Annotated in this window: 23 protein-coding genes; 4 read left to right on the top strand and 19 right to left on the bottom strand. The window is 71.0% G+C overall.

The features are described 5' to 3' along the window. Positions 1-44: 44 nt before the first annotated feature. The 3 genes from PFX91_RS20110 to PFX91_RS20120 all read right to left on the bottom strand — a co-directional run bounded on the left by PFX91_RS20110 (position 45) and on the right by PFX91_RS20120 (position 4,104). Positions 45-749, bottom strand: coding sequence for a hypothetical protein (locus PFX91_RS20110; protein WP_285734181.1), 705 nt, complete (start codon positions 747-749; stop codon positions 45-47). Beyond that, positions 746-2,635 (bottom strand): hypothetical protein, encoded by a 1,890-nt coding sequence (locus PFX91_RS20115; RefSeq protein ID WP_502888342.1) that lies wholly within the window; start codon positions 2,633-2,635, stop codon positions 746-748. Before PFX91_RS20115 ends, PFX91_RS20110 begins: the two co-directional genes overlap by 4 nt. Before the next feature lie 509 nt (positions 2,636-3,144). Beyond that, on the bottom strand, positions 3,145-4,104 hold the full coding sequence (locus PFX91_RS20120; RefSeq protein WP_285734183.1) for a CRISPR system precrRNA processing endoribonuclease RAMP protein Cas6: 960 nt from the start codon (positions 4,102-4,104) through the stop codon (positions 3,145-3,147). Positions 4,105-4,731: 627 nt separating this feature from the next. On the opposite strand from PFX91_RS20120, the gene PFX91_RS20125 reads away from it, so the two are divergent. Continuing rightward, positions 4,732-5,748, top strand: a complete 1,017-nt coding sequence (locus PFX91_RS20125; RefSeq protein WP_285734185.1) for a hypothetical protein — start codon at positions 4,732-4,734, stop codon at positions 5,746-5,748. A 29-nt stretch (positions 5,749-5,777) separates the two neighbouring features. On the opposite strand, the gene PFX91_RS20130 is transcribed toward PFX91_RS20125, so the two are convergent. Beyond that, complete coding sequence (locus tag PFX91_RS20130) at positions 5,778-7,487, bottom strand: solute symporter family protein (protein ID WP_285734242.1); 1,710 nt, start codon at positions 7,485-7,487, stop codon at positions 5,778-5,780. 59 nt (positions 7,488-7,546) lie between these two features. Then, complete coding sequence (locus PFX91_RS20135; protein ID WP_285734186.1) at positions 7,547-7,912, bottom strand: DUF485 domain-containing protein; 366 nt, start codon at positions 7,910-7,912, stop codon at positions 7,547-7,549. Between the two features lie 576 nt (positions 7,913-8,488). On the opposite strand from PFX91_RS20135, the gene PFX91_RS20140 reads away from it, so the two are divergent. Continuing rightward, positions 8,489-8,755, top strand: coding sequence for a hypothetical protein (locus PFX91_RS20140; RefSeq protein ID WP_285734188.1), 267 nt, complete (start codon positions 8,489-8,491; stop codon positions 8,753-8,755). A gap of 111 nt (positions 8,756-8,866) precedes the next feature. On the opposite strand, the gene hutI is transcribed toward PFX91_RS20140, so the two are convergent. The 5 genes from hutI to hutH form a co-directional block, all read right to left on the bottom strand. Further along, positions 8,867-10,072 carry an imidazolonepropionase gene (gene hutI / locus PFX91_RS20145; protein WP_285734190.1) on the bottom strand — a complete coding sequence of 402 codons (1,206 nt, stop codon included), beginning with the start codon at positions 10,070-10,072 and terminating at the stop codon, positions 8,867-8,869. A 134-nt stretch (positions 10,073-10,206) separates the two neighbouring features. After that, a complete protein-coding gene (locus PFX91_RS20150) occupies positions 10,207-11,691 on the bottom strand; it encodes a formimidoylglutamate deiminase (protein ID WP_285734192.1) in 1,485 nt (494 codons plus the stop codon). Then, positions 11,688-12,911 (bottom strand): allantoate amidohydrolase, encoded by a 1,224-nt coding sequence (locus tag PFX91_RS20155; RefSeq protein WP_502888343.1) that lies wholly within the window; start codon positions 12,909-12,911, stop codon positions 11,688-11,690. The genes PFX91_RS20150 and PFX91_RS20155 overlap by 4 nt, the downstream gene beginning before the upstream one ends. A gap of 134 nt (positions 12,912-13,045) precedes the next feature. Further along, positions 13,046-14,722 carry a urocanate hydratase gene (hutU, locus tag PFX91_RS20160; RefSeq protein ID WP_285734196.1) on the bottom strand — a complete coding sequence of 559 codons (1,677 nt, stop codon included), beginning with the start codon at positions 14,720-14,722 and terminating at the stop codon, positions 13,046-13,048. Positions 14,723-14,745: 23 nt separating this feature from the next. Beyond that, a complete protein-coding gene (hutH, locus tag PFX91_RS20165; protein WP_285734198.1) occupies positions 14,746-16,293 on the bottom strand; it encodes a histidine ammonia-lyase in 1,548 nt (515 codons plus the stop codon). A 322-nt stretch (positions 16,294-16,615) separates the two neighbouring features. Between hutH and PFX91_RS20170 the strand changes: the two genes are divergently transcribed. Beyond that, on the top strand, positions 16,616-17,377 hold the full coding sequence (locus PFX91_RS20170; RefSeq protein WP_285734199.1) for an IclR family transcriptional regulator: 762 nt from the start codon (positions 16,616-16,618) through the stop codon (positions 17,375-17,377). Here PFX91_RS20170 and PFX91_RS20175 read toward each other — a convergent pair. Then, positions 17,369-18,049 carry a hypothetical protein gene (locus tag PFX91_RS20175; protein WP_285734201.1) on the bottom strand — a complete coding sequence of 227 codons (681 nt, stop codon included), beginning with the start codon at positions 18,047-18,049 and terminating at the stop codon, positions 17,369-17,371. The two genes, PFX91_RS20170 and PFX91_RS20175, sit on opposite strands and share 9 nt — an antisense overlap. 110 nt (positions 18,050-18,159) lie before the next feature. Between PFX91_RS20175 and PFX91_RS20180 the strand changes: the two genes are divergently transcribed. Next, positions 18,160-18,417, top strand: coding sequence for a stalk domain-containing protein (locus PFX91_RS20180; protein WP_285734203.1), 258 nt, complete (start codon positions 18,160-18,162; stop codon positions 18,415-18,417). Between the two features lie 381 nt (positions 18,418-18,798). Here the strand turns inward: PFX91_RS20180 and PFX91_RS20185 are convergent, their stop codons facing one another. From PFX91_RS20185 to PFX91_RS20220, 8 genes are all read right to left on the bottom strand, one after another. Further along, the gene (locus tag PFX91_RS20185) at positions 18,799-19,170 is read right to left on the bottom strand and encodes an RNA polymerase-binding protein RbpA (protein WP_285734205.1); all 372 of its coding nucleotides are present in this window, start codon (positions 19,168-19,170) and stop codon (positions 18,799-18,801) included. An 80-nt stretch (positions 19,171-19,250) separates the two neighbouring features. Next, complete coding sequence (secG, locus tag PFX91_RS20190; protein ID WP_285734244.1) at positions 19,251-19,487, bottom strand: preprotein translocase subunit SecG; 237 nt, start codon at positions 19,485-19,487, stop codon at positions 19,251-19,253. A 298-nt stretch (positions 19,488-19,785) separates the two neighbouring features. Next, a complete protein-coding gene (gene tpiA, locus PFX91_RS20195; protein ID WP_285734207.1) occupies positions 19,786-20,562 on the bottom strand; it encodes a triose-phosphate isomerase in 777 nt (258 codons plus the stop codon). Between the two features lie 92 nt (positions 20,563-20,654). Continuing rightward, entirely contained in the window at positions 20,655-21,839 is a 1,185-nt protein-coding gene (locus PFX91_RS20200) for a phosphoglycerate kinase (RefSeq protein ID WP_285734208.1), read from the bottom strand. Between the two features lie 140 nt (positions 21,840-21,979). Then, entirely contained in the window at positions 21,980-22,984 is a 1,005-nt protein-coding gene (gene gap, locus PFX91_RS20205) for a type I glyceraldehyde-3-phosphate dehydrogenase (protein ID WP_285734210.1), read from the bottom strand. A gap of 320 nt (positions 22,985-23,304) precedes the next feature. Then, positions 23,305-24,285: a DNA-binding protein WhiA gene (whiA, locus tag PFX91_RS20210; RefSeq protein ID WP_285734212.1), complete on the bottom strand. Its 981-nt coding sequence runs from the start codon at positions 24,283-24,285 to the stop codon at positions 23,305-23,307. 202 nt (positions 24,286-24,487) lie between these two features. Continuing rightward, a complete protein-coding gene (locus PFX91_RS20215; protein WP_285734214.1) occupies positions 24,488-24,898 on the bottom strand; it encodes a DUF488 domain-containing protein in 411 nt (136 codons plus the stop codon). Between the two features lie 37 nt (positions 24,899-24,935). Continuing rightward, the gene (locus PFX91_RS20220) at positions 24,936-25,910 is read right to left on the bottom strand and encodes a gluconeogenesis factor YvcK family protein (RefSeq protein ID WP_285734215.1); all 975 of its coding nucleotides are present in this window, start codon (positions 25,908-25,910) and stop codon (positions 24,936-24,938) included. Between the last annotated feature and the right edge of the window lie 71 nt (positions 25,911-25,981).

The following is a 25,981-nucleotide window of genomic DNA, read 5'->3' on the forward strand; positions in this document are numbered from 1 at the left end:
ACCGGATACCGTCGCGTGTGTCCGGTGCCCTGGCCGGGAGGCCATTAGGAAGACGCGGAGGGGATCGGGGTCCGCTCCGGAACGCCCTGCCGTTCCCCGCTCCCCATGGCGGCCAGGCGCAGGGTCAGCGTGTTCGGGTCGGTGCGGCCGTCCCCGGCCAGGCGCACGTCCACCCGACCTCGGCCGCGGGTGCCCCGCAGGCCGATCGTGGTGGTGGCCAGGCAGGCACGGGCGAGCAACCGCCAGTGCTCCTCCTCCGGCTCCGACGCCCAGGTCAGCGCGGCGCTGAGGGTCAACCCCGGCAGGAGCACCCGGTGAGTGCGCAGGCGGCCCGGCCGAGGGGCGCCGTCCGCGTCCATCTCGATCCCCGATTCCAGGGTGGTGTAGGCCTCGGTGACCGAGCGGCGTAGGACGGAGCGCAGGGGTTCGCCACGACCGTTGAGCGCGCGGGCGACCGCGTCGCGGACGGACTCGTCCACTCTGGCGTGCCCCAACCGCAGCGTGCGGTCCGCGCCATGGGATCCCCTTCGCCCGAAGAGCTCGTCACGGACCCCGGCCAGGTCCGGTGCGACGGTCGACGCGCCGAAAGCCCCACCGCGCAACCTCGCGGCGAGACGGTGGCGTGGCAGGTAGGGAAGTCCGTGCTCGTCGGTGACCACGTCGGTATCGGCGTCCGTACCGTCCGCGCTGGCACCGACGAACAGGGCCGGTGAGGCCAGGTACACCAGGACGCGGTCCGGGCGGCTCATCGGAACACGTCCCGATGAGCCGCCCGGGCCTGTGGACCACCGGTCCCCGTCCGCCCCTGTGGTCGGGACCGGTGGCGTTCGGACGCCTTCCCCCATCCGGGATCCAGGTACAGGTCCATCACCTCGACCGCGTCCGCCAGGCCGCCGGGAGTCCACCCCTGGGGCAGTTCGACGGGGTGGCCGGTGACGCGGGCCCGGCGGGCGAGCTCGGCACCGGGATCGACGCCCGCCTCCACCAAGGGGAGCAGGGAGGAGACCAACCAGTTCCGGTGGCGGCCGCCGCCACCGGAGAGCAGCCCGCCCGGAGCGGTCTCCGACAGGTAGCGGTCCAGGAAGCGGGTGAACCCGGCCCCGGTGAGCGGCAACTCGGTGCGGGGAAGGGGCGCCCCACGGTCCTGTTCGAGGCGGTGCAGTACCCGGTCGACACCGTCGAAGCGCGTCGTCCAGGCCACGGTGTGGTCGTCGGGCGCGGCGGGATCGGCCTCGGCCCTGCGCACCCTCTCCTCCTTGGCCCGACGGCACATGGCCTCACACAGGTCATAGCCCGAGGACAGGGGCGCACCGACCGGCTGGACGGCCACTCCCACGCCGACCGTGGGCACGAACGTGGTGTGGCCCCCACCGCCCTCACCGCCCTCACCGACGACGAGACGACCTCCGCCGGGACGGTCCCCGTGGGCCTCGGCGAGCGCGCGGTGCAGTCCCACCCTGGGGTCGCGAGGGTCGCCGACGGCCGTGGGGTCGACGTCGAGCCAGTCGAACGCGTAGCGCACCAGACTCAGGGCCAACCGGGCGTCGCACAGCACGGTGAGGTCGTCTCCGGCGACGACGATGGGGCGTAGGGGGAGGTACACGGGTCCGGGCGGCACATGGTGCAGGAAGAGGGGAGCGGTGTCGCCGGCTCCGAGGACGGCGGTACGCCGACCGGGTTCGGCGCGGACGGTGGCCGCCACGGCCCGGACCAGGGCACGGGCCAGACCTTCGGTGAGTCCAGCGATGCGGGTGGACAGGTACCTCTGGGCGAGTGCGCCGGAGCCGGGCGTTCCCGGGTCCCCCGCGCGTTCGCGATAGTCGCCCAGGATCACGCCGAGCCCGTTGACGTCGATGTGCACGACCGCGACGCGGCTGACACCACCGTGCTCACGACCCAACCGGTCCACCTCCGTCGGCAGGGCGAGGGGGAGCGAGCCGGTGGCGGTGAGGGCTCCGGCCAGCCAGGAGGAACTGTGGGAGCGGTGCCAGCGACGACCGATCCCCCTGGCCCGGACGACGTCCGCCGCGACCCTCTCGTGCACGTCGGCGTGCCCGTCCTGGGTACGACTGCTGTCCACCGATTCGGCCGGTCCGCCGGTGACCGAGCACACGGCGGTGATCCCGTACCCGTGTGCGGGCGTGTGCAGGGCCGACATGCGCCGCCGTGCCCGACGCAGCCGGGCGGGCAACGCGGACAGCGCCTCGTCCACCCCCGTCGGGACCGCGCGATCGCCGGTCTCCTCCGGGTTCCCCGCGTGGGCGGACCCATAGGGCACGTGGGCGACCACGGGCGTCAGTCCGCCGGCGCGGTCGCGTAGACGCCGGGTGTAGCGGGCGGTGAACTCGCGGGCCGAGACCTTGTCGGCGAAGACCGCGGTGAACGCTCCTCCGGCGTCGCGCAGGACCAGGCAGTCGGGCGGCACCAGGTCGGCGATCCCGTGTTCGGGGTCGGAGGCGTCGGTCAGTTCCGCGACCTGGGCGGCCCGTCCGACCGCGTCCAGGATGCGTCGGCCGCTGTAGACGTAGGCCTGGATGCCGCGTAGGTCCACACCGACCACCACTCCGTGGACGGGAGGTCCCTTCGGGCCCTGGCCGGCGCCGGAAGGTCGCTGGGGCTCGGGGGCGGCGGTCACCGTGTCGGGCTCCTGCTCGGCGGGGTGCAAAGGTCATGGCGTGGCCGCCACGACAGCGGACACACGTCGATTCCTCTCGGACGGTGGCCCCATCGCCACAGGTCACCACCGGTACCAGGTCGACCGCCGTGGGGAACACCCGCTCCTTCCCCACCCGCCCCGGGGTCCCCTCGCCCTCCGGAGCGGCGTAGCGCCGTCCGAGAGAGCTGAATGCACGCACCCGTTCCCCACGGAGGTCCCATGCTCCCTCACACTCCCGAGGCGCTCACGCGGCGACACCGCGAGACGTCCGCTCCCGCCGACGAGGGCGGCGCGCCGCCCCTGACACCACGAGATCTCGTACCGCATCTGCGCGGCCTGGCCCGCGCTCTCAGGACGGGTGCCTCGCGGACGGCCCGGGACGGCGGGCCACCTCGATGAGCACACGCGTCGGCTCCCGTCCCCGTCCACGGGACGGGAGCCGACGGGGGTCACCGGAGCCGGCGGACGGTGTCCGCCCCGTGCCCCGGTCAGTCGAACAGCACGCCCCCGAACTCCTCGGCCTCCGCCACCGCGTTGACACGGGCCTCGTCCGTGCGTGATGGGGTGCGTTGGGACGCACGGTGCGTGCGTCGTCGGGGCCGTCTGGCCGACGCCTCGGCGTGCGGACGGCCGCTGGTCACCGTGTCCACGCGTACCGCACCGAATCCTTGGGCGGTGTACTTGCCGGTGCCCGTCAGCTCCAACAGTTCCAGGAGGGTGAGGAAGGCGTCGGTGTGCCGACGCTCCCCTCCGGCCGGTTCCAGGCGCATCCCACCGTGCCAGCCCAGGACGGTGCGGTTCTCACCGTGGTCGTGTTCCACCAACCGCACCTCTTCGCCGGGCAGTGCCGTGCGGCGTACCTGGGCGAGGCCGTCGAGGGCGGGGCCCAGCCATGATTCGGCGAGTTCGGGCGGGGCGAACCTGGCCACCGCCCCCACCGCCCCGCTGCCACCGACGATGCCGCCGCCGGCGCGGTGCACCGCGCCGAAGAGGCGTCGGGGCGCGGGCCAAAGGTGTGGGATGCGCTCGCCCGCGGCGTCACGCGTGGTCATGACGACGGGTGTTCGGCTGCGCACCCGTGCCGCGCGCACCGCGCAGGGGCCGCGCGGTTCGGTGAGCATCCGGGTGTAGGTGCGATCGAAGGTGAGGGTCACCGAGAGCGGGACCAACAGGTGGTCGCCGATCCGCTGAGGGTCACCGACCAGTTCCTCCGGTGCCAGCGGTGGCGGGGTGTCGTCGTCCAGCCAGGTGAGCGTCCAGTGGTACAGCCGGTCGCCCAGCGGCTCGGGCCAGCCGTTCATGGCCCACCGCTTGGCCGCGGTGTGCTCTTGGGGGGGTTGTGGCCACCATCGGTTGAGCAGGCCGTGGCAGTCCTCGGAGCGGATCGGTCGCGCCGTGTCCGCCAGATCCCGCAGGATCACGGTCCACCGCCTGGGCACGGACACCACCCCTTCCCTGTGGTCCCCACACATGGGTACGAGCCGTTCTCGGTCGGCCGAGGACTCCTCTCGGACAGTGGCGAGGACACCGCTCCTCGGTCACGCGGTGTCCGGGCGTGCGGCACGCTCCGGAAGGTCGCGTGCCCCACCGGACGGCGCCCGGCCGGGGTGGGGGCGCCGGGTGTGGCCTCTCCGTGGGCGATCGCCCACGGGTCCGCGCCGGCGGAAGAGCCGGCGCGGACCGTCGGGGCATCGGTGTGGTGGACCGGTTCACTCCTTCCCGCTGTTCCGTGCCTCTCGCACCACCACCGCCACCACCAGGACCGGCAGCAGGTAGAGCGTCAGGGGAAAGCCCCACGTGCCCGTGGTCTGGGCCGCGACGTTGGACCGTGACCGACTTCACGCGTCCTTCTCTCGGACGCCGGCGGTCGCGCGCGTCCCTTCACGGTTCGGCCCTCGACCGTCTCCAGCGGACGCGGTACGGTGGGCCGGTCGCGGCCCGTGCCTCCCGCCCGCTCAGGGTCTCCTTGGGAAGCGACGGGTTTCCGTGTGTGCGTACGCTGGTCCACGCGTACGCGCGGCGACCGTCACGGACACGCGTGTGCCCGAAAACCCCACCATGATCCCGGAGGCATCGTGCCGCGCCTGAGTCACACCTTCGACGTCACCGCCGTGGACCGGGAGGTCGTCGAGCGGATCGTCGCCGCCCTGCACGAGGTCGCCCGCAGTTGTCGGTTCGACGGGCGTGGGTGGTTGCTCCTTCCCGACGAGGAGACGCTGGAGCGTCTGGAACGGCGTGCGGACGAACTCGGACTGGTGGACCGGTCCGAGGCGGAGAGGCTTCGCGGGGATCGTCGGCGAGCCGTCGAGGAACTGCGCGACGGTACGGCGGGCACACCGGCCGAGGCCGACGAGTTGACCGTGGCGGCCTCACGAACGGCTCTGCAACTACAAAGAGGGCGGCACCTCGCCCCCCGCAGCCACTACCTCCTCGCGGAGCTGACCCCCGAGGGCGTCCCCGTCGAGCCCGGGGACGACGAGGAGAAGGGCTGGAGCGGCACCGGACTGACCATCGCCTCCTGGGAGGAGGGGGGCACCTGTGCGGTCGAGTTCGCCATGCCCGACACCGTCGGTACGCACCGGCCCCCGGTGACGTGGGGAACGGTCGAACACGACGCGCCCGCCGGGCTCCTGACCTGGACCACGCACCTGCGTCTGCCGGGGCGCGGCGCCTGGCTGCGGTCGGCCAACGGCACCCTGCGCCTGGACAGGGACGCCTGGTACGGGGCGCTGTCCGGCGCCCCTGGCGCTCCCCCGGCCCGGCTGGAGGCCGAGCACGCCCTGGCCGACGTCGACGCCTGGTTGGTCCCCCGTGTCGGCGTCGACGGCCGATGGTCGGTGGAGGCCGTGCTGGAGGTACGTGGAAGGGGTGTGTTCCGTCCGTTGGTGGCGGCCGCCTTCTGGGCCCTCACCGCGTCCTTCCGCAGACAGGACCGGCGCAACGTCAAGCAGGGAACCGGAGAGCCGACCACTCGTGAGCGTCTGGACCAGGCGTCACGTTCGTGGGACCGGATCGCGCGCAACGCACCGCACGTCCCGGGCCTGTTGCGCGACCTGGCCGGGGCCATGGCCGACGCGGACTCCGGAGGTTGAGGGGCGGGGCCGGTCCACGACGGCCCTGTTCAGTCCCGGTCGGCTCCCCAGCCCGTCAGGGAGCGCACGCGCAGTTCGGTGAAGCGGGCGGTGTCGCGCTCGGACGAGAGCAGGCTGCCCACGACCGCGCACACGAAGCCGACGGGGACCGCGAACAACGCGGGATTCTCCATCGGCAGGAGCTGGATGTCGATCCAGGCGGGCAGCACCGACAGGTTCTCGCCGCTCACCGGGTCGATCTTGCCCGACATCACCGGGGACAACGTCATCAGCAGCAGGGTCGCCGACAGCCCGCCGTAGACCGCCCCTTCCACGCCCGCGGTGTTGAAGCGCCGCCAGAACATGCTCAAGACGATGACCGGAAGATGGGCCGCGGCCGCGATGGCGAAGGCCAGGCCCACCAGGAAGGCCACGTTCTGCTCCCGTACCTGGACCGCCAGCAGGATCGCGACGCCGCCGACCACACAGGCGCAGACGCGAGCCACCCCCACCTCTTGTGACTCACGGGGGCGTCCCCACATGAGGATGTGGCCGAACAGGTCGTGGGCCATGGAGGAGGACGAGGCCAGCGTGAGACCGGCGACGACGGCGAGGATGGTGGCCAGGGCGACCGCGGATATCAGCGCGAGCATCACGGCCGCCCCCACCGGCCCGGCGGTCAGACGTCCCACCTCCTCGGCGAGCATCGGTACCGCGGTGTTCCCCGAGGGGTCCGCCTCCGCGATGCGCTCGGAACCCACCAGCGCGGCGGCCCCGAAGCCCAGCGCCGGCGTCATCAGATAGAAGGCGCCGACCATGCCGATGGTGCGTTTGACCGACGTCCGCGCCGATCGTCCGTCGGGCACGGTGTAGAAGCGGATGAGGATGTGCGGCAACGCGACCGTGCCCAGCACCAGGGCCAGACCCAGGCTGATCATGTCCAGTTTGTTGAACAGGGTCCGTGTGGGATCTCCCGGCGCCTCCACCCCCAGATGGAGCCCGGGTTCGAGGAAGGCGCGGCCGTGCCCGCCGCCCTCGGCCGCGCCGCTGAGCAGGGCACGCGGGTCGAAGGAGAACAGCACCAGCACCAGCACGGTCAGCAGGCCGGTGGCGGCCAAAAGGACGACCGCCTTGATGATCTGTAGCCAGGTGGCGGCCTTCATTCCGCCGTACATCACGTAGGCGATCATCAGCACGCCCACCACGACGATGGCGGCGACACTCGTCTGGTCGGCGTTCATGCCCAGGAAGGTGCCGCCGTCGTGCAGCCCCAGCAGGACCATGACCAGCGCGCCCGCGCCGACCATCTGCGCCACCAGGTAGAACACGCACACGGTGACGGTGGAGACGGCGCAGGCCAGACGCACGCGCATCCGGCGCATGCGGAAGGCGGGCAGGTCGGCCAGGGTGAAGCGACCGGTGTTGCGCATCAGTTGGGCCATCGGAAGGACCAAAAGCCAGGCCACCAGGAAGCCGACGGAGTACAGGAACCCGTCATGACCGTGGAGGGAGATCATCCCGGCGATGCCGAGGAAGGAGGCGGCGGACAGGTAATCGCCGGTCAGGGCGAGCCCGTTCTGGGTGCCGGAGAAGCCGCGTCCGCCCGCGTAGAAGTCGACCGCGCCGCGGGTGGTGCGCCGGGACCGGACGGCGATGACCAGGGTGACCAGGACGAACAGGAGGCATAGACCGATCGCCCAGGTGTGCGTCGCACCGATCCGGTCGCCGAGGGCGGTCCCGTCGAGGAGGCCGGCGGACATCTCCGGGATCGTCCTCCGTGCGGCGTGGACGGCGCCGCCCATGGTCGTGTCAAGGGCCGTCACCATGTGCGCGCCTCCGTCCCCTCGGCGCCCTCCTCCTCGCGGCCCTTCTCCACGAGCTCGCGAGCGAGCGGGTCCAGGGCGCGCTCGGACAGTCGGACGAACCCCCAGGCGAGGACGAACGTCAGCGCGAACTGCCCCACGCCCATGACCAGGGCCACGTTCACCGAATCCGCGATCCTCACGCTCATGAGGTCTCGCGCATAAGCCGCGAGCAACAGATGGGAAAGGTAACCGGACAGGAACACCGAGACCAGCGCTCCGGCCAGGAGTGCGAACCTTTTCCTCAGTGCGACGAAAGACGGATCGACCGACATACGTTCGTAGGCGCGCGCCCTGCGCGCGTCACGTCGACGGTCCACCACGGACCCGCCCCCTTCGGGTGAGGGGTGCTCTCCCCGACCCCCTGACCTTCGCCTGTGTCCACCCTCCATATACGTGACCACGGCCCTCCCCCGTTCCTTTTCCGGACACCCTTCCCCCGGGTGTCCACCCTTTCCACCGCACACCGGACACGCGGCGCCGAAACCGAGCGGATCGACCGAAGTCGGCTGTTCCTCCCGGATAAAGGAATACCCTAGCGACACTTCTCTTCTCGAGTTCGGCATATGCACGAATCGGCCGAAGAAAACGGTTCACCCAACACAGAAAAGGACATTCAATAGAAAATGCACGAATAAGGCGCATGGCGAAAGCATCACAACCTCGGAGCGCGTCGCGTCGAACAAGTCCGCACCGGCCTTCCGCGGAGCCACGGATCCCCTGGTCATCACGGAACCGTCGATCGGCACGGGCGCACGGCCCTTCGAAACTTCGCTAGGCTTCGAGGCGACCCCGATACCCGTGACGGCGCATCCGGCGTGCAGTCGGCGCGCGCTTTCGTACACATGTATGATGAGGGGTCCGCACTGTTCACGCGATACCGAAGGGAAATCCCCGCCGTGGTCACCGAGGTCTTCACCCGCAAGTACTGCGACCCCCACGCTGTCCGTGAGGAGAAGGTCGAGGCGACTGAGGTCATCCAGTTCGCCTGGGAGGGCACCGTCCGCGAGGTCGACGCGTGCACCGACTGCCTCAAGGAGCACGAGGCCCGTTTCGAGCCGCTCGTCGACTACTCGCGCCCGGTGAAGAGGCGCCGCGCCAAGAAGGCCACGCCCGCCGAGAGCACCCAGAACTCCGCCGAGGCCGCGGGCAGCGCGGCCCAGTAGGACCGGGGCGAGCCCGCCCCACGACACCGGACCTCATCGCGTCAACCACGCGCGGGGCCGACGGTCACCCTCGTGACCGTCGGCCCCGTGCCATGTGCGGGACCGACGTGCTCAGGGCCGCCCGGACGCCAGCTCCCCGTCCTTCCAGACCGCCGCGACCTGCGGAACACCGGGGCGATAGGCCAGGTAGAGGTGGTTGGGGGCCTCCAGGAGGGTCAGGTCGGCGCGCGCCCCGGGAGCCAGATGCCCCACGTCGGTACGGCGCAGGGCCCGTGCTCCCCCCGCGGTGGCCGCCCAGATCGCCTCGTCCGGGGTCATCCCCATGTCACGGACCGCGATCGCGATACAGAAGGCCAGACTGGACGTGAAGCAGGAACCGGGGTTGCAGTCACTGGCCAGGGCGACCAGGGCACCGGCGTCGATGAGCGCGCGGGCGTCGGGGTAGGGCTGGCGGGTGGAGAAGTCCACACCCGGCAGCAGGGTGGCCACGGTGGGCTCCGGCCTCGCGGCGGCCTGTGCCAGGGCGTCCACGTCCTCGGGGGTCAGATAGGTGCAGTGATCGACCGACGCGGCGCCCAGTTCCACCGCCAGGCGCACACCCGGCCCCTCCCCCAGCTGGTTGCCGTGCACACGGGCCTGGAGGCCGCGCTTCGCCCCGGCCTCCAGGACGCGACGTGAGGCCTCCTCGTCGAAGGCTCCGCGTTCACAGAAGACGTCGATCCACCTGGCGTACGGCGCGCACGCGTCGAGCATGGGACCGGTGACCAGGTCGACGTAGCCCTGAGGGTCGTCGGCGTACTCCGGAGCGACCACGTGCGCCCCGAGGAAGGTGACCTCGTCGGTCACCCGTGAGGCCACGGCCAAGGAACGCTCCTCGTCGGCGACGGTGAGACCGTAGCCGGACTTGACCTCCAGGGTGGTGGTGCCCTGGGCCCGCGCCTCGCGGACCAGGCGCCGCGCCCCCGCGAGCAGGTCGGCGTCGGAGGCCTCACGGGTGGCGGCCACCGTGGTGCGGATACCGCCCGCCGAGTAGGGTCGGCCGCTCATCCGGGCGGCGAACTCGCGACTGCGATCACCCGCGAACACGATGTGGGAATGGCTGTCGACGAAGCCGGGGATGACACAGCGCCCCGCCGCGTCCACCCGCGCGTCGGCCGCCGGTGCCTGGGCGCGCGGCCCCGCCCAGGCCACCCGACCGCCTTCGATGATCAGGGCGGCGTCCTCGATCTCGCCCACCCGCCCACGCCCGCGCGAGGGGTCGTTGGTGACCAGGGTGGCGATGTCGTCGATGACGATGCTCCGGGGCACGCTGCTCATCTGTGTTCCTCCGTGGATGTCTCCGCCTTCGGACGGGGAGGGGGACGGCCTCCCCGAGAACGTGGTGGGAAGTGGTGATCGGCCGCCCGGGAGATCCGGGGCCGCGACGCCCGACCTCCCGGATCGGGGAGGGGTCAGACATGGAGTTCCTCGATGACGGTGCGAAGCTCCCGGGCCGTCCCCTCCACCCGGAGGTGGACGCCGTCGCGGACGATCCAGCGCCCGTCGGCCATGACGTGCCGCACGTCGGCGGACGTGGCGGCGAAGACCACGGCGTCGGTGGCACGCGCGGGGTCGGCTCCGGCCAGTCGGACGCCGTCCAAGGCGACGTTGACCAGGTCGGCCCGGGCCCCGGGGGCGAGCACCCCCGCGTCCGGTCGTGGCCGCGCCTCCCCGGACCCGCCCGCACCCTCGTCGGACACAGGTCGGGTCCACCCCAGCGAGGTGTGTCCCCGGATCGTGGCGGCGCGCAACAGCCCTCCGGTGTCCAGGGTGCCGCGACGGTGCGTGCGCAGGCGCTCATGGAGTTCGACCGCCCTGGCCTCCTCGAACATGTCGGTCTGGGCGTGTTGGTCGGTACCCAGGCTGAGCGGGGCGGGAAGCAGGTCGCCGGTGCGGGGCAGACCGTCGGCCAGGTCGCGTTCGGTGGTGGGACACAGGCACACGGTGGCCCCCGACCGACGGACGGCCGCGACGTCGTCGTCGGTCAGGTGGGTGGCGTGGACCAGACTGGTGCGCTCTCCGAGCACACCGGCGTCGGCGAGGACGGCTGTGGGGGTACGGCCGTGGGCGGCCAGGCAGGCGGCGTTCTCCGCGGGTTGTTCGGAGACGTGGACGTGCAGCGGGGCCCCGCGCCGCGCGGCGAACTCGGCGACGTCGGGCAACTGCTCGGCGGGAACGGCGCGCACCGAGTGGGCGGCCACCCCCACGCGCACGTGATCGCCCTCGGGGACGAAGGAGTCCACGCGGTCCGCCCACCGACCGGTGTCCCCGTCGCCGAACCGCGACTGTGGACCGGACAGGGGTCGGTGGACACCACGGGAGTCCAGGCCACCGGACAGGTAGCACGTGTCCAACAGGGTGATGCGGATTCCGGCGTCGGCCGCCGCCGCCGTCAACGCGTGCCCCATGGCGTTGGGGTCGGAGTAGCGGGACCCACCGGGGGCGTGGTGCAGGTAGTGGAACTCCCCCACACAGGTGATTCCCGCCAGGGCCATCTCGGCGTAGACCGCTCGGGCGAGCCGGTGGTAGGAGTCGGGGTCCAGGCGTTCCGCGACCCGGTACATGGCCTCGCGCCAGGTCCAGAAGGAACCGGCACCCGCGTGGGTGCGTCCCCTCAGGGCGCGGTGGAAGGCGTGGGAGTGGGCGTTGGCGAGCCCGGGGAGGGTGAGTCCGGCCAACGTCTCGGCGTCGGCGGGCGCCGGCACCCCGGCCTCCACCGAGGTGATACGACCGGCGGCCGTCCGCACGAGCACACCGCGCTCGGGGGCATCGCCCCCTGCTCCGGTCCAGGCCCATTCGCACCACACGTGGTGCTCGCCCGCTCCCCCGGGTCTGCCGTCCCCGCGCGCACGCGCACCGGTGACGGCTCCTTCGGCCGTCGCCGCCTTCGGACTCATCCCTCCCCCTCATCGACGGGGCGCTCCAGCAGGTCCTGGAGCACGTCGGCCAGGGCGAGCACCCCGGCGTGACAGTCCTCGGGCCGGGCTCGTTCGTGGGGCGAGTGCGACACCCCCGTCGGGTTACGCACGTACAGCATCGCGGTGGGCACGTGTGCGGCGAGCACGCCCGCGTCGTGTCCGGCCCCGGTGGGCAGCACCGGCACCCGGGGGTCGGGGGCGCGTGAGGCGACCACCGCGGCCAGCCGGTCGCGCAGCCCGTGCGAGAACGACACCAGCGGGGTGAGGGACTCGTTGACCATGGCGTGTTCCACCCCGTGTTCGCGGGCGGTCTTCGCGGCGACCTCGCGCACTCCGTCCACGATCGCGTCGAGCACGGCCCCGTCGGCGGCGCGGGCGTCCAACCAGGCACTGACCGAGGAAGGGATCGCGTTCGTGCCGTTGGGTGCGATCCGAGCCTTGGCGACGGTGGCTCTCGCGTCGTGTTCCTCGGCCAGCGCGCGTGCCGCCAGGACGGCGTGCGCGAAGGGCAGCATGGGGTCACTGCGGTCGGACAGGCGGGTGGTCCCCGCGTGATCGGCGCGGCCGGTGAAGTCCATCCTCCAGCGTCCGTGCGGCCAGATCGCACTGGCCACCCCCACCGGATGCGGGGTCTCCTCCAAGGCCCGGCCCTGTTCCACGTGCAGTTCGACGAACGCGTCCAGGCCCGCCAAAGCCTCGGGGTCGGCGCCGATGGCGTGCGGGTCGTGCCCGGCGGCCTCCATGGCCTGGGCCCAGGTGGTGCCGGAGGCGTCGGTGAGGCCGCGCACGCGTTCGGGGGAGATCTCCCCAGCCGTCAGCCGGCTGCCCAGACAGGGGACTCCGAACCGGCCCCCCTCCTCCTCCACGAACACCGTGACGGCGAGCGGGCGGGTGGGGGTCAGGCCACGGCCGCGCAGCTCGTCCACGGCGGCCAGGGCGGAGGCCACGCCGAGGGGGCCGTCGAACGCCCCGCCGTCGGGGACCGAGTCCAGGTGGGAGCCGGTGGCCACGGCACCGGGTCCGGGGGTGCCCCACCAGGCCCACAGGTTTCCGTTGCGGTCGGCGCGCACGTCCAGTCCGCGCGCGACGGCGGCCTCGGTGAACCAGGCGCGTACCTCGGTGTCCGCGCCGTTCCAGGCGTGTCGGTGGTACCCGCCGCTGTCGGGATCGCGGCCGAGGGGCACGAGGTCGGCCCACATGCGATCGAACGTCTCGGGTCCGGAAACGGTCTGCTGGTCGCTCAAAGGATCGTTCTCCCACGTCAGGGCGGATGTGTCGGGCCAGGGGCGGGACGCGGTCCGTCGGGGCGCCGCCCGGGGCGCCCCGACGCCACTCACCCGCCGTCGCGCATCGGAACGCGGATGCCATGTTCGCGTGCGACGCGATCGGCCTCCTCGTAACCGGCGTCGACGTGCCTGATGACGCCCATGGCCGGGTCGTTGGTGAGCACCCGCTCCAACTTGGCGGCGGCCAGGTCCGTGCCGTCGGCGACGCTGACCTGGCCGGCGTGCAGGGAACGCCCCATACCGACGCCTCCGCCGTGGTGGATGGACACCCAGGAGGCCCCCGAGGAGGTGTTGACCAGGGCGTTGAGCAGCGGCCAGTCGGCGATGGCGTCGGAGCCGTCCTTCATCGCCTCCGTCTCACGGTAGGGAGAGGCCACCGAACCGGTGTCCAGGTGGTCACGTCCGATGGCCAGGGGCGCCGAGATCTCTCCGGAGGCGACCAGTTCGTTGAACCTCGCCCCGGCGGCGGCCCGCTCGCCCTGTCCCAACCAGCAGATACGGGCGGGCAGCCCCTGGAAGGCGACCCGCTCCCCTGCCATGCGGATCCACCGGGCCAGGTGCTCGTTGTCGGGGAACAGCTCCAGGATCGCCCGGTCGGTGCGGGCGATGTCGGCGGGGTCGCCCGACAGCGCGGCCCAGCGGAACGGCCCCTTCCCCTCGCAGAACAGGGGTCGGATGTAGGCGGGCACGAACCCCGGGAAGTCGAAGGCCCGGGAGAAACCGCCGATGCGCGCCTCGTCTCGGATGGAGTTGCCGTAGTCGAAGACCTCGGCGCCCGCGTCCTGGAAGCCGACCATCGCCTCCACGTGCGCGGCCATGGACTCGCGCGCTCGGGCGGTGAACTCCTCGGGCTCGGCCGTGGCCAGTGCCTTCCAGTCCTCGAAGGCGACCCCCGAGGGCAGGTAGGAGAGCGGGTCGTGGGCGGAGGTCTGGTCGGTGACCACGTCGATCGGGGCTCCCCGGGAGAGCAGTTCGGGAAAGACCTCCGCGGCGTTGCCGAGCACACCGATCGACAGTGGACGTCGTTCGTCGCGCGCTCGGACCGCCAGGTCCAGCGCGTGGTCCAGGTCGTCGGCGCGCACGTCCAGGTAACGGTGCTCGATGCGGCGCTCGATCCGGCTGGGGTCGCACTCGACCACGATCGCCACACCGTCGTTCATGGTCACCGCCAGCGGCTGCGCGCCCCCCATGCCGCCGAGCCCCGCGGTGAGGGTGATGGTCCCGGCCAGGGTCCCCCCGCCGTCGCCTCGCGCACCGCTCAGCTTGGCGGCGACGGCGGCGAAGGTCTCATAGGTGCCCTGGAGGATGCCCTGGGTACCGATGTAGATCCACGAACCGGCCGTCATCTGGCCGTACATGGTCAGGCCCTGGGCCTCCAGGCGCCGGAACTCGGGCCAGTTCGCCCAGTCCCCCACCAGGTTGCCGTTGGCGATGAGCACGCGGGGAGCCCACTCGTGCGTGCGCATGACGCCGACCGGGCGACCCGACTGTACGAGCAGGGTCTCGTCGCCCTCCAGGTCCCGTAGGGCCGCGGTGATGCGGTCGAAACTACGCCAGTCCCGCGCCGCCCGGCCGGTGCCGCCGTAGACGACCAGTTCCTCGGGGTGCTCGGCCACCTCGGGGTCGAGGTTGTTGTGGAACATGCGCAGGGCGGCCTCCTGTTGCCAGCCCTTCGTGGACAGGGTGTTTCCGCGCGCGGCGCGGACGGTGCGCGGGGTGCTCATGAGGCGCTCTCCTTCGGGGGTTCTCAGACCAGGGGGACGACGGACTCGGCGGCCTCGATCACCGTGCCGTCGGTGACCAGGTCGGTGACGGCGGAGATCTCGGGGGCCAGGTGGCGATCGGGCCCCGGACCGGGGACCGTCCTTCGGACGGCCCGCAACACCGCTCCGGTCGCGGGACCGGGCTCCAGTGGTGAGCGCAGGTCCAGGGCGCGGGCGGCGGTGAGCAGCTCCACCGCCAGGACCCTGGCCAGGCCGTCCACCGCGCGACGCAGCTTCCGGGCCGCCGACCAGCCCATGGACACGTGGTCCTCCTGCATGGCGGAGCTGGGGATGGAGTCGACGCTGGCGGGAACGGCCAGGCGCTTGAGCTCGGAGACGATGGCGGCCTGCGTGTACTGGGCGATCATGTGGCCGGAGTCCACACCGGGGTCGTCGGCGAGGAAGGCGGGAAGCCCGTGCGAGCGCGACACGTCGAGCATGCGGTCGGTGCGACGCTCGGCGATGGAGGCCGTGTCGGCGACCGCGATGGCCAGGAAGTCGAGTACGTAGGCCACGGGAGCGCCGTGGAAGTTGCCGTTGGACTCCACCCGGCCGTCGTCCAGGACCACGGGGTTGTCGATGACGCTGTCGAGTTCGCGTTCGGCCACGAGCAGGGCGTGGGCGAGGGTGTCGCGGGCGGCTCCGGCCACCTGCGGGGCACAGCGCAGTGAGTAGGCGTCCTGGACCCGGTGGCAGTCGGGCCCGCGGTGGGAGGCCACGATCGGTGATCCGGCGAGCAGTCGGCGCAGGTTCGCCGCGGAGGCCGCCTGCCCCGGGTGTGGGCGCAGCCGCTGTAGCTCCTCGGAGAAGACGCGGTCGGTCCCCAGGAGCGCCTCGACGCTCATCGCGGCGGTGACGTCGGCGACCTTGAGCAGGCGTTCCAGGTCCAGGCAGGCCAGGACGAGCATGCCCAGCATGCCGTCGGTGCCGTTGATCAGCGCCAGGCCCTCCTTGGCGCCCAGTTCCACCGGCGGGATCCCGGCCTCTCGTAGAGCGGCGTGGGCCGGGAGCGAGGCGCCGGAGGCGTCGCGTACCCGCCCCTCCCCCATGAGCGCGAGCGCCACGTGGGACAGCGGCGCCAGGTCACCGGAGCAGCCGAGACTGCCGTACTCGTGCACGATCGGGGTGATGTGGGCGTTGAGCAGGGCGGCGAGGGTCTCGGCGGTGACGACCTCCACTCCGGTGTTGCCCGAGGCCAGGGTACGCAGGCGCAACAGCATCAGGGCGCGGACGACCTCGCGTTCCACCTCCGCGCCGGTGCCGGCGGCGTGCGAACGGATGAGGGACCGTTGCAGGTCGGCACGCAGGTCGGGAGCGATGTGGCGGGTGGCGAGCGCGCCGAAGCCGGTGCTGATCCCGTAGGCGGGGACATCGCCGCGGGCGAGGACCTCCACCCGCTCGCGTCCGTGCCGGAGGGCCTTGCGGGCCTCCTCCGAGAGAGTGACCCGTGCACCGTGACGGGCGACCGCCATGACCTGGGCCGGGGTGAGCGGGGCGTCGCCGATGACGACGGAAGGAACTGCTGTGGACATGCGTCCCATTGGATCGTGCCCATCACTCGTCCGGAAGTGCCGACACGGGAGTTTTGTCCGAAATACCAGACATCCCGGATCGCTCTCCTTCCTCGGGACGCCTCACGGAGGGAGGTCGTCGCGGACCGTGCCTGACCGGTGACCGGAGCGCGGTCCGGCGTCCGACCACCGACACGTGGGCCGCGTCGGCGATGAGGCCCTCACGCTCTCCTCCACATCGAGGCCGCCCCCGACCACGGCCACCCGCGCGAGGGCCATGGAGTCCGCGTACCGCCCTCCCCGTCGACGGGTACGGCCCCGCCCCTTGTGGGACCATCGGGGCATGAGCCTCGTTCCGGCGGCCACCCGCGCGCTGCGGCTGCTGCGTTTCCTGGCGACCCGTCCGGGGCCGGTGTCGGCCTCGACGATCGCCGACGAACTCCAGATCCCCCGCTCCAGCGTGTACCAGCTCCTGGAGGCCATGGCGGAGGAGGGTTTCGTCACCCGTCTGCCCGAGGAACGCCGTTGGGGGTTGGGCGTGGCCGCCTTCGAGATCGGCTCCGCCTACCTGCGGCACGACGGTGTGGAGCGTCTGGCACGTCCCCTGCTGCACCAGCTCACCGAGTCCACCGGCGCCACCGCGCATCTGGGCATCCTGCACGGCGCCGACATCCTGTACCTGCTCAAGGAGCAGCCTCCACACGCCCCTTCGCTGATCACCGGGGTGGGGGTACGCCTGCCCGCCCATCTGACGGCCTCGGGCCGTTCCATACTCGCCCGGCTGCCGCGCGCCCAGGTGCGCGCCCTGTACCCGGACGCGGCGTCGTTCACCAGCCGGACCGGGCGCGGCCCGGCCACGACCGCCCAGCTGCGTCGGGTGCTGACCGAGGAGCGTCACCAAGGCTGGTCGATCGAGGACGGTCAGGTCACCGAGGGGTTCGTGTCGGTGGCGGCCGCCGCCTTGGACCACAACGGCCATCCGGCGGCGGCGATCAGTCTGACGGTGCCCAGCGCGCGACCGGTGACACCGCGGGCGCTGGCCGGTCGGGTGCGCGACGCCGCCGCCGAGCTGACCCGGCGACTGAACGGCCGCACCTCACCGTAGGGGTGGGGTGCGCTCCACGATGGAGGGCGACGGGGCCGTGAGCTCGATCATCTTCAGGATCTTCTCCTTGGGATCCTTGGGCACCTGCACGTAGAACTGCGTGGGCGCGTCCACCGCCTCCAGTCCCAGGCCGTCGGCGCTCTCGGCCCAGCCGGGCAGCTCGGCGTCGGTGCGGTGCGTGTGCAGGACGAACTCGATGAAGTGGGTGAGCCTGCGGCCACCGATGTGCACCTCGCGGATACGTCGGATCTCCCGCCAGGCGATGAAGGTCCCCTCTCCCGGGAACCACCACTTGCGTTCCTGGAGAAGCGTGACGCCGTCGCTGTCGGCGCTGATGCCCTGTCTGGTGATGCGCTGTGGCAGCCCCCGGAGCAGGAAGACGTTGCTCCCCGGACCCACGAAGAGCATGACCAGCCCGGCGGAGGCCCACAGGGACACCGAGCCGACCGTGCTCTCCTCCCGCGACACGTGCCAGAGCATGGACCCCACGACCAGGACGAACCCCACGGTGAGGACGGCCGAGAAGTAGGCCGCGGTCATCCACATCCGCGCGTTGGGTCCCCGCAGACTCACGTATCTGCGTAGGTGGGAGACGCTCTCGGGCCGAGGGTCGGGGTCCGGGGGCACGCCGGAGAGCGCTGCGGGGGCGTCCGGTGATTCGGGGGAGGCCATGCCCCCATTCTTCCAACCCTTCCGGGTGGTTCGCGCCTCGAGGCGCCGCCGTGACCGTGCTCGGCCAAAACGCGGACGTCCGGCCCCGAGGGGCGCTAGAGTCCGGTCCCATGAGGCCGCACATGAACGAGTACGACACCGAACTACTGGTGAACGGCGAGGTCATCGTTCTGGACGGAATGCCCTACCAGGGCCGTACCGTGTTGCCGGAGGGGCCGGAGCGCTTCGCCTGCCTGGAGCGCTGGGCCAAGGGGGTGGCCGAGACCCTCGGAGAACCGGTGACCTGGCGCGCCACCGAGAAGGGGGAACTCGTCGGGCGCGGAACGGTGCAGCCGGGCCCGGGCGCTCAGAACCGTCGGGCGCTGTGAGCTCCGCACTTGGCGCACTGGAACTTGCGGTCGTCTCCGAGGATCCAGTCGTGGTCCCCGCCGGTAGGGCACGTGGACATGGACACCATCTCCTTACAGGACTGTCTGGGGGTACGTGGCGATCACTGTATTTCCCACGAACCACACCAGTACCGAGAATGAGAAAGATCGCGCCCACATTCATGTACGCCCGGAGATGTCCGTCTCACACATAAGGGCCCGTCGCGATCGCGACGGGCCCTACGGTAAGTCTGGGGAGCAGGTCCTGTTCGGGGGTCCTGTCCGGTTGCCAGGAGGTCCGCTCGGGTGCCGAAGGCCTCCGTCTTCGAGGGAGGTGGGGGACGACGGACGGGGCGAGGCGGAGCTCCTGGGCGGGGAAGCCTAGTTCTGTGCGACCCTCATCTGTGCCTCCACGGCGGCACGATCCGCGCGCAGCTTGGCCAGCGCCTCGTCGAGGATGAGCTTGCCCTCCTCGACACTGCGGCGCTCCTTCACGTAGGCCAGGTGGGTCTTGTACGGCTCGGTACGCGGAGGCGAGGGGGGGTTCGCCTTGTCCTTGCCCGCGGGAAAACCGCAGCGCGGGCAGTCCCACTCGTCGGGGACCAGTGCCTCGCTCGCGAAGCTGGGCACGACCTCGTGCAGGTTCGCGCAGTAGAACGGAACCCGGACCCTGGGGGCGGCCTCTCCCCTCTCCGCCTCGCCCATGGGGCCGGCTCCGACACGGCTGCCACGGATGGCACTGCCACTACCCACGAAAAACTCCTTCGGCGAACTCGCTCACCGGTTCTCGGGCGAGCTGGACTGTGGACGGGGTGCTTCCCGCGGGTCGCGGGTCACATGCCCCTGTTGATCAACAGGCCGAGGACCACGCTGGCGAGGATCCAGACGACGCCGACGCCGATGGTCATCCTGTCGAGGTTGCGCTCGACCACCGACGACCCTCCGAGCGAGGAGGTGACACCACCGCCGAACATGTCGGAGAGGCCGCCGCCCTTGCCCTTGTGCATAAGCACCAGCAGGACCAACAGCACGCTGAGAAGCATCACGAGGATGGACAGACCGAGGATCACACGCTCACCCGTAGCTCGACCCCGAAATGGGGGGATGGACACCTCGATCTCCCCCGCTCGCCGTCCACGACGGCCGCGGTACCGCAGTACCAGGCCGATGCGGGGGCCGGAAAGAGGAGACCGGGGACAATTTCGGATTTTACCGTGCCCATGGCGGCACGGGCGGGGAAACCGCAAGGCACGGAAAACCCCACAGCGAAGTTTAGCCCCACCCGACGACCTGTCGGGCGTCCCGCCCGTCACCATCGAGTATCGAGGAGTGACGGACGGGGAGGTTTCACCCGTTTCCTACTGCTTCCTACTGCTCTTCGAAGCGGATGATCCTCACGAACTCGTCGGCCTTGAGACTGGCACCACCGACCAGGGCACCGTCGACGTCGTCCTGGGCCATGATGTCGGAGGCGTTGTCGCCCTTGACCGAACCGCCGTAGAGCACGCGCACCGCGCCCGCGACCTCGGGCGAGTAGAGTTCGGCCAGGCGACGGCGGATCGCCGAGCACACCTCCTGGGCGTCCTCGGGGGTGGCGACCTCGCCGGTGCCGATGGCCCACACCGGCTCGTAGGCGACGACGATCCGCTCCACCTGCTCGGCGGGGATCTCCTTGAGCGCCCCGTCGAGCTGGGCAAGGACGTGCTCGACGTGCCGGCCCGCCTTGCGTACGTCCAGTCCCTCGCCCACGCACAGGATCGGCACGATGTCGTTCTTGAAGGCGGCCTTGACCTTGTCGTTGACCAGGGCGTCGTCCTCCCGGTGGTACTCACGGCGCTCGGAGTGACCCACCAGGACGTAGGAGCAGTCCAGCTTGGCCAGCATGGCGCCGGAGATCTCGCCGGTGTAGGCGCCCTTGTCGTGGGCGGAGAGGTCCTGGGCTCCGTAGCCGATCTTGAGTTTGTCGCCATCGACCAGGGTCTGGACGCTGCGCAGGTCGGTGAACGGCGGCAGGACGACGACCTCGGCGTTGTCGTAGTCCTTGTCCTTCAGCGCGAACGCCAGTTTCTGAACGAGCGCGATGGCCTCCAGGTGGTTGTTGTTCATCTTCCAGTTGCCCGCGATGAGCGGCAGGCGCTGGGACATGTGGGTACTTCCTTGTCGTTCGGATGGTCGGGCACCGGCGCGCTCCCGGGGGCGTCGCCGGTGGGCTCGGCGAGGCCCCGAGCAACGGCCGTCTACTCGAGGGCGTCGATACCGGGGAGGTTCTTGCCCTCCAGGTACTCCAGACTGGCGCCTCCGCCGGTGGAGATATGGCCGAAGGCCGCCTCGTCGAACCCGAGGGCCCGCACGGCCGCGGCGGAGTCCCCTCCTCCGACCACGGTGAAGGCGTCCGAGTCGACCAGTGCCTGGGCCAGCGCCCTGGTTCCACCGGAGTAGGGCTCCATCTCGAACACGCCCATCGGACCGTTCCAGAACACCGTCCTGGTGTCGGCGAGCTTCTCGGCGAAGAGCGCCTGGCTCCTCGGACCGATGTCCAGTCCCATCCGGTCGGCGGGAATCGCGTCGGCCTCGACCACCCCGTGCGCGGCGTCGGCGGCGAACTTCTCGGCGGCCACGACGTCCACCGGAAGAACGATCTCCACGCCCTCGCGCTCGGCGCGCTCCAGGTAACCCTTGACCGTGTCGATCTGGTCGGTCTCCAGCAGACTCGAACCGACCTCGTGGCCCTTGGCCTTGAGGAAGGTGAAGACCATACCGCCGCCGATGAGCAGACGGTCCGCGGTGCCGAGGAGGTTGTCGATGACACCGAGCTTGTCGGAGACCTTGGAACCGCCCAGGACCACGGCGTAGGGCCGCTGAGGGTCTCCCGTGAGCCTGCGCAGAACCTCGACCTCGTTCAGCACCAGACCGCCGACGGCGTGGGGAAGTCTGCCGGGCAGGTCGTAGACACTGGCGTGCTTACGGTGCACGGCGCCGAAGGCGTCGCCCACGTACAGGTCGGCGAGTCGGGCGAAGCGGTCCGCGAGTTCGCCGCGCTCGGCGTCGTCCTTGCTGGTCTCGCCCGGCTCGAAGCGCACGTTCTCCAGCAGGGCGACCTGGCCGTCCTCCAGGGCCTCGCACGTGGCGCGGGCCGACTCTCCCGCGGTGTCGGAGGCGAAGGCCACCTCCGAGCCGAGTAGTTCGCCCAGGCGTGCGGCCACGGGGCGCAGTGAGTAGCGGGGGTCGGGCTCGCCCTTGGGGCGCCCCAGGTGGGCGGCGACGATGACACGGGCGCCGCGCTCACGCAGCGCCGAGATGGTCGGCACCGCCGCGCGGATACGGCCGTCGTCGGTGATCCGGTCGCCGTCCAGGGGCACGTTCAGGTCGGCCCGGACGAAGACGCGCTTGCCGGAGACGTCGAGTTCGTCGATCGTCCGCATGCTGGTCTCCTCTTGGAAGGTGGGGGTTGGGCTGTCCCGGGCGGCGGCCCCGGGAGGGGCGGGCATGACGGCACCCCCTCGCGCGGACTGCGGGCGAAGGGGTGCCGTCTCACGCGCCTGTGGCCATGGGGCCGTGGACGCTACAGGCCGGAACCGACCAGCTTGGCCACGTCCACCAGGCGGCTGGAGTAGCCCCACTCGTTGTCGTACCAGCCGACGATCTTGACCTGCTTGCCGAAGGCCATGGTCAACTTGGAGTCGAAGGTGCACGAGGGCGAGGTGCCGACGATGTCGGAGGAGACGATCTCGTCCTCGGTGTAGAGGAGCACGTCCTTGAGCGGGCCCTCGGCCGCGGCCTTGAACGCGGCGTTGACCTCGTCCTTGGTGACCTCGCGCTCCAGGGTGACGACCAGGTCGGTCACCGAGCCGTCCGGCACGGGAACACGCATGGCCATGCCGTCCAGCTTGCCCTCCAACTCCGGGAGGACCAGGGCGGTGGCCTTGGCGGCACCGGTGGTCGTCGGGATGATGTTCTGCGCGGCGGCACGGGCTCGGCGCAGGTCCTTGTGCGGGAAGTCCAGGATGACCTGGTCGTTGGTGTAGGCGTGCACGGTGGTCATCAGGCCCTGCTGGATGCCGAAGCTGTCCAGGAGCACCTTGGCCATGGGTGCGACGCAGTTGGTGGTGCAGGAGGCGTTGGAGACGATGTGGTGGTTGTCGGCGTCGTACTTGTCGTCGTTGACGCCCATGACCAGGGTCAGGTCCTCGCCCTTGGCGGGGGCGGAGATGATGACCTTCTTGGCACCGGCCTCGATGTGCTTCTTGGCGTCCTCGGCCTTGGTGAAGCGGCCCGTGGACTCGATGACGACGTCCACGTTCAGGTCGGACCAGGGCAGCTGGGCGGGGTCGCGCTGGGCCAGGACCTTGACGCTCTTGTCACCCACGCGGATGAAGTCGTCGCCGACCTCGATGTCGCCTTCCAGGGTGCCGAGGACGGTGTCGTACTTGAGCAGGTGGGCGAGAGTCCTGGTGTCGGTGAGGTCGTTGACCGCGACGATTTCGATGTCGCTGCCGCCAGCGGCGACCGCGCGCCAGAAATTGCGGCCGATCCGACCGAAGCCGTTGACGCCTACACGGATGGTCACGGAATCAATCTCCTCATATATCGCACATCATTTTCGCCCGGACATTCCCCCGCCCTGAAGTGCCGTCGTCGACCGACCGGCCGCCATGAGCAGGGTCAACGCGCCGCGGGTGCTGGAGAAGAGCCTAGCGGAGCACCGACGGGAGGCCGCTGCTGGGCCACGGCGGAGCACCGACCGGCCCTTGTGGATTCACCACCATCCTGGCACCGGGCGCAGTAAAGGTCTATACCATTGTCGGAAGTTATCAGCGTGTTCGTACATTTAACAAAGCCGAACACCGATGTCATCCCCGGTCTTCCGTTCATCGGTGGGACGCGCGGTCATGGCACCAGCATGTCCGGGGTGAGATTGGCCTCCGTACCCTCGATGCCCAGATCGCCGGCACGCTTGTCGGCCATCGCCAGCAGCCTCCGGATGCGCCCCGCGATGGCGTCCTTGGTCAGCGGAGGGACCGACAGCTGCCCCAGCTCCTCCAGGGAGGCCTGCTTGTGCTCCAGGCGCAGCTTCCCCGCGGCCACCAGGTGCTCGGGAGCGTCGTCACCCAGGATCTCCAGGGCCCGCTCCACCCGTGCCCCCGCCGCCACCGCCGCCCGCGCGCTACGGCGCAGGTTGGCGTCGTCGAAGTTGGCCAGACGGTTGGCGGTCGCGCGTACCTCCCGACGCATCCGCCTCTCCTCCCACGCCAGCACGCTCTGGTGGGCCCCCAACAGGGTCAACAGAGCACCGATGGAGTCTCCGTCGCGTACCACCACACGGTCCACGCCCCGGACCTCCCTGGCCTTGGCGTGCACCTTCAGACGACGCGCGGACCCCACCAGCGCCAGAGCGGCCTCCGGCCCGGGGCAGGTGACCTCAAGGGACATCGATCGGCCGGGCTCGGTGAGGGAGCCGTGCGCGATGAAGGCCCCCCGCCACGCCGACTCGGCGTCGCAGGCCCCTCCCGCGACCACGTGCCGGGGCAGACCGCGTACCGGACGGCCGTTGTTGTCCACCAGTCCCGTCTGTCGTGCCAGGGACTCGCCCTCCTTGATGACCCGCACCACGTAACGGTTGCCCTTGCGCAGACCGCTCGGGGAGAGCACGACCACCTCGGACTCGTGTCCGAAGACCTCGGAGATGTCCTTGCGCAGGCGGCGCGCGGCGGCCCCGGTGTCGAGCTCGGCCTCGATCACGATACGCCCGCCCACCAGATGCAGGCCTCCGGTGAACCGCAGGATGGTGGACACCTCCGCTTTGCGGCAGCATGGTTTGAGAATGGCCAGACGGCTCAGTTCATCCTTCACCACGCCGGTCATCGCCATCTCTGCGATCCTCCCCCTCGACGAATCCGATACGGTGCCGCGCGTCCGGCGGCGGCACGCGCCCGCCACGGTACTTTCCACGAGCGGCTTTCTCCGTGGCAGACTACGTCACCGGGGGCCGAGTGCCGATCCCCGCACGGCGTGTCGCCCATCCGTCACCCGTGCCGGCGACGGCCCTGTCGGTCTTCGTGCCGTTGTGGGGTCAATTGCCCTCGGCCTGGGAGGACAGGACCTCACGCAGGTGGTCACGCAGGACGAGGGCGTGGTTGTGCTCGGTGTCCTTGGCCGCGTACAGCAGGGTGACGGGCCCCTTGCGCGCGGCCTTCAGAAGCGGTTCCAGAGCCTCTGGACGCTCCTCCAACTCCGCCCGATAGCGTTCGGCGAACTCTGCGAAGCGGTCCGGATCGTGACCGAACCACTTCCGGAGCTCATCGCTCGGCGCGGCCTCCTTCACCCAGACGGTCTCGGCGAGGGAGTCCTTGGACACTCCGCGAGGCCACAGCCTGTCCACCAGGAAACGTTCGCCCGGCGGCAGGTCCGACTCCCGGTCGGGGTGGCCCACGGCGCGGACCTCGTCATGGACGCGTTCCACGAACACTCGTTGTTCGGCCATGACGCCGGTCTTCCCCCTGGAGATCCCGGTGAATCCCTCAGCCCTGGAGGATCCGCTCGAAGGCGGACGCGAGGCGGTCGGGGTCATGGCGCGGGGTGCCGTCGTCGTGGGACAGGTGCGCCAGTTCCAGGCACCCGCCGAGCCGACCGACCATCTCTTTGAGCGGCCGGTCCTCCTCCACCTTCCCCTGGTCGGCGAGCACCACGTCCACCCCCAGGTCCGGGGCGTGCTCGTGCAGCACCTCCAGGTAGTTCTCGGGGCGGAAACCATCGGTCTCGCCCCGTTGCGGAGACAGGTTCAGCACCACCATGCGTTTGGCCCGTGTGCCGACCAGGGCGCGCGCCAGGTCCGGGACCAGCAGGTGGGGCAGCACGCTGGTGAACCATGACCCAGGGCCGAAGACCACCCAGTCGGCCTCGCGCACGGCTTTGACCGCCTGTGGACTGGCGGGCGGATCCTCCGGGATCAGGGAGATGGAACGCACCTTGCCGCTGGTGCTCGCACAGGCCACCTGTCCGCGCACCGTGGTCAGCGCCTCCGGTCTTCGCGGATCCAGCCCCGACACCTCCGCGACGATGTCCAACGGCACCGACGACATCGGCAGCACCCTGCCGTGCGCCCCCAACAGCTGGCCCACCCAGTCCAGGCCCGCCACCGAGTCGCCGAGCAGCTCCCACAGGGCCACGATCAGGAGGTTGCCGACCGCGTGACCGTGCAACTCGCCCTCCGAACGGAACCGGTGCTGGATGACCTGGCTCCAGGTGTGCCCCCACTCGTCGTCACCGCACAGCGCGGCCAACGCCATGCGCAGGTCACCCGGCGGCAGGACGCCCAACTCCCTGCGGAGCCGTCCACTGGACCCACCGTCGTCGGCGACCGTCACGATCGCCGTCACGTCGGTGGTCACCCTCCGCAGGGCCGACAGGGAGGCGTACAGGCCGTGCCCGCCGCCCAGCGCGACCACCCGTGGCGGGCGTTGCCCGTCCTCGTCGCAGGTTGTGCTCTTCGCCATGGCTGTGGTCTGCCCCTCGTCCCATGTCCACCGGACGAATCGGACCGTACCACCGGAAACAGCGCACCGGG

Source organism: Nocardiopsis sp. ATB16-24 (assembly GCF_030271535.1).
Lineage (GTDB): Bacteria > Actinomycetota > Actinomycetes > Streptosporangiales > Streptosporangiaceae > Nocardiopsis.

Excerpts from the sequence above, each read along its gene's own strand:
- PFX91_RS20110 (WP_285734181.1), bottom strand. The coding sequence starts at position 749 with ATGAGCCGCCCGGACCGCGTCCTGGTGTACCTGGCCTCACCGGCCCTG.
- PFX91_RS20130 (WP_285734242.1), bottom strand. The coding sequence starts at position 7,487 with ATGTCCGCCGGCCTCCTCGACGGGACCGCCCTCGGCGACCGGATCGGT.
- hutI (WP_285734190.1), bottom strand. The coding sequence starts at position 10,072 with ATGAGCAGCGTGCCCCGGAGCATCGTCATCGACGACATCGCCACCCTG.
- PFX91_RS20150 (WP_285734192.1), bottom strand. The coding sequence starts at position 11,691 with ATGAGTCCGAAGGCGGCGACGGCCGAAGGAGCCGTCACCGGTGCGCGT.
- PFX91_RS20155 (WP_502888343.1), bottom strand. The coding sequence starts at position 12,911 with ATGTGGGCCGACCTCGTGCCCCTCGGCCGCGATCCCGACAGCGGCGGG.
- hutU (WP_285734196.1), bottom strand. The coding sequence starts at position 14,722 with ATGAGCACCCCGCGCACCGTCCGCGCCGCGCGCGGAAACACCCTGTCC.
- hutH (WP_285734198.1), bottom strand. The coding sequence starts at position 16,293 with ATGTCCACAGCAGTTCCTTCCGTCGTCATCGGCGACGCCCCGCTCACC.
- PFX91_RS20170 (WP_285734199.1), top strand. The coding sequence starts at position 16,616 with ATGAGCCTCGTTCCGGCGGCCACCCGCGCGCTGCGGCTGCTGCGTTTC.
- PFX91_RS20175 (WP_285734201.1), bottom strand. The coding sequence starts at position 18,049 with ATGGCCTCCCCCGAATCACCGGACGCCCCCGCAGCGCTCTCCGGCGTG.
- PFX91_RS20180 (WP_285734203.1), top strand. The coding sequence starts at position 18,160 with ATGAGGCCGCACATGAACGAGTACGACACCGAACTACTGGTGAACGGC.
- tpiA (WP_285734207.1), bottom strand. The coding sequence starts at position 20,562 with ATGTCCCAGCGCCTGCCGCTCATCGCGGGCAACTGGAAGATGAACAAC.
- PFX91_RS20200 (WP_285734208.1), bottom strand. The coding sequence starts at position 21,839 with ATGCGGACGATCGACGAACTCGACGTCTCCGGCAAGCGCGTCTTCGTC.
- whiA (WP_285734212.1), bottom strand. The coding sequence starts at position 24,285 with ATGGCGATGACCGGCGTGGTGAAGGATGAACTGAGCCGTCTGGCCATT.
- PFX91_RS20215 (WP_285734214.1), bottom strand. The coding sequence starts at position 24,898 with ATGGCCGAACAACGAGTGTTCGTGGAACGCGTCCATGACGAGGTCCGC.
- PFX91_RS20220 (WP_285734215.1), bottom strand. The coding sequence starts at position 25,910 with ATGGCGAAGAGCACAACCTGCGACGAGGACGGGCAACGCCCGCCACGG.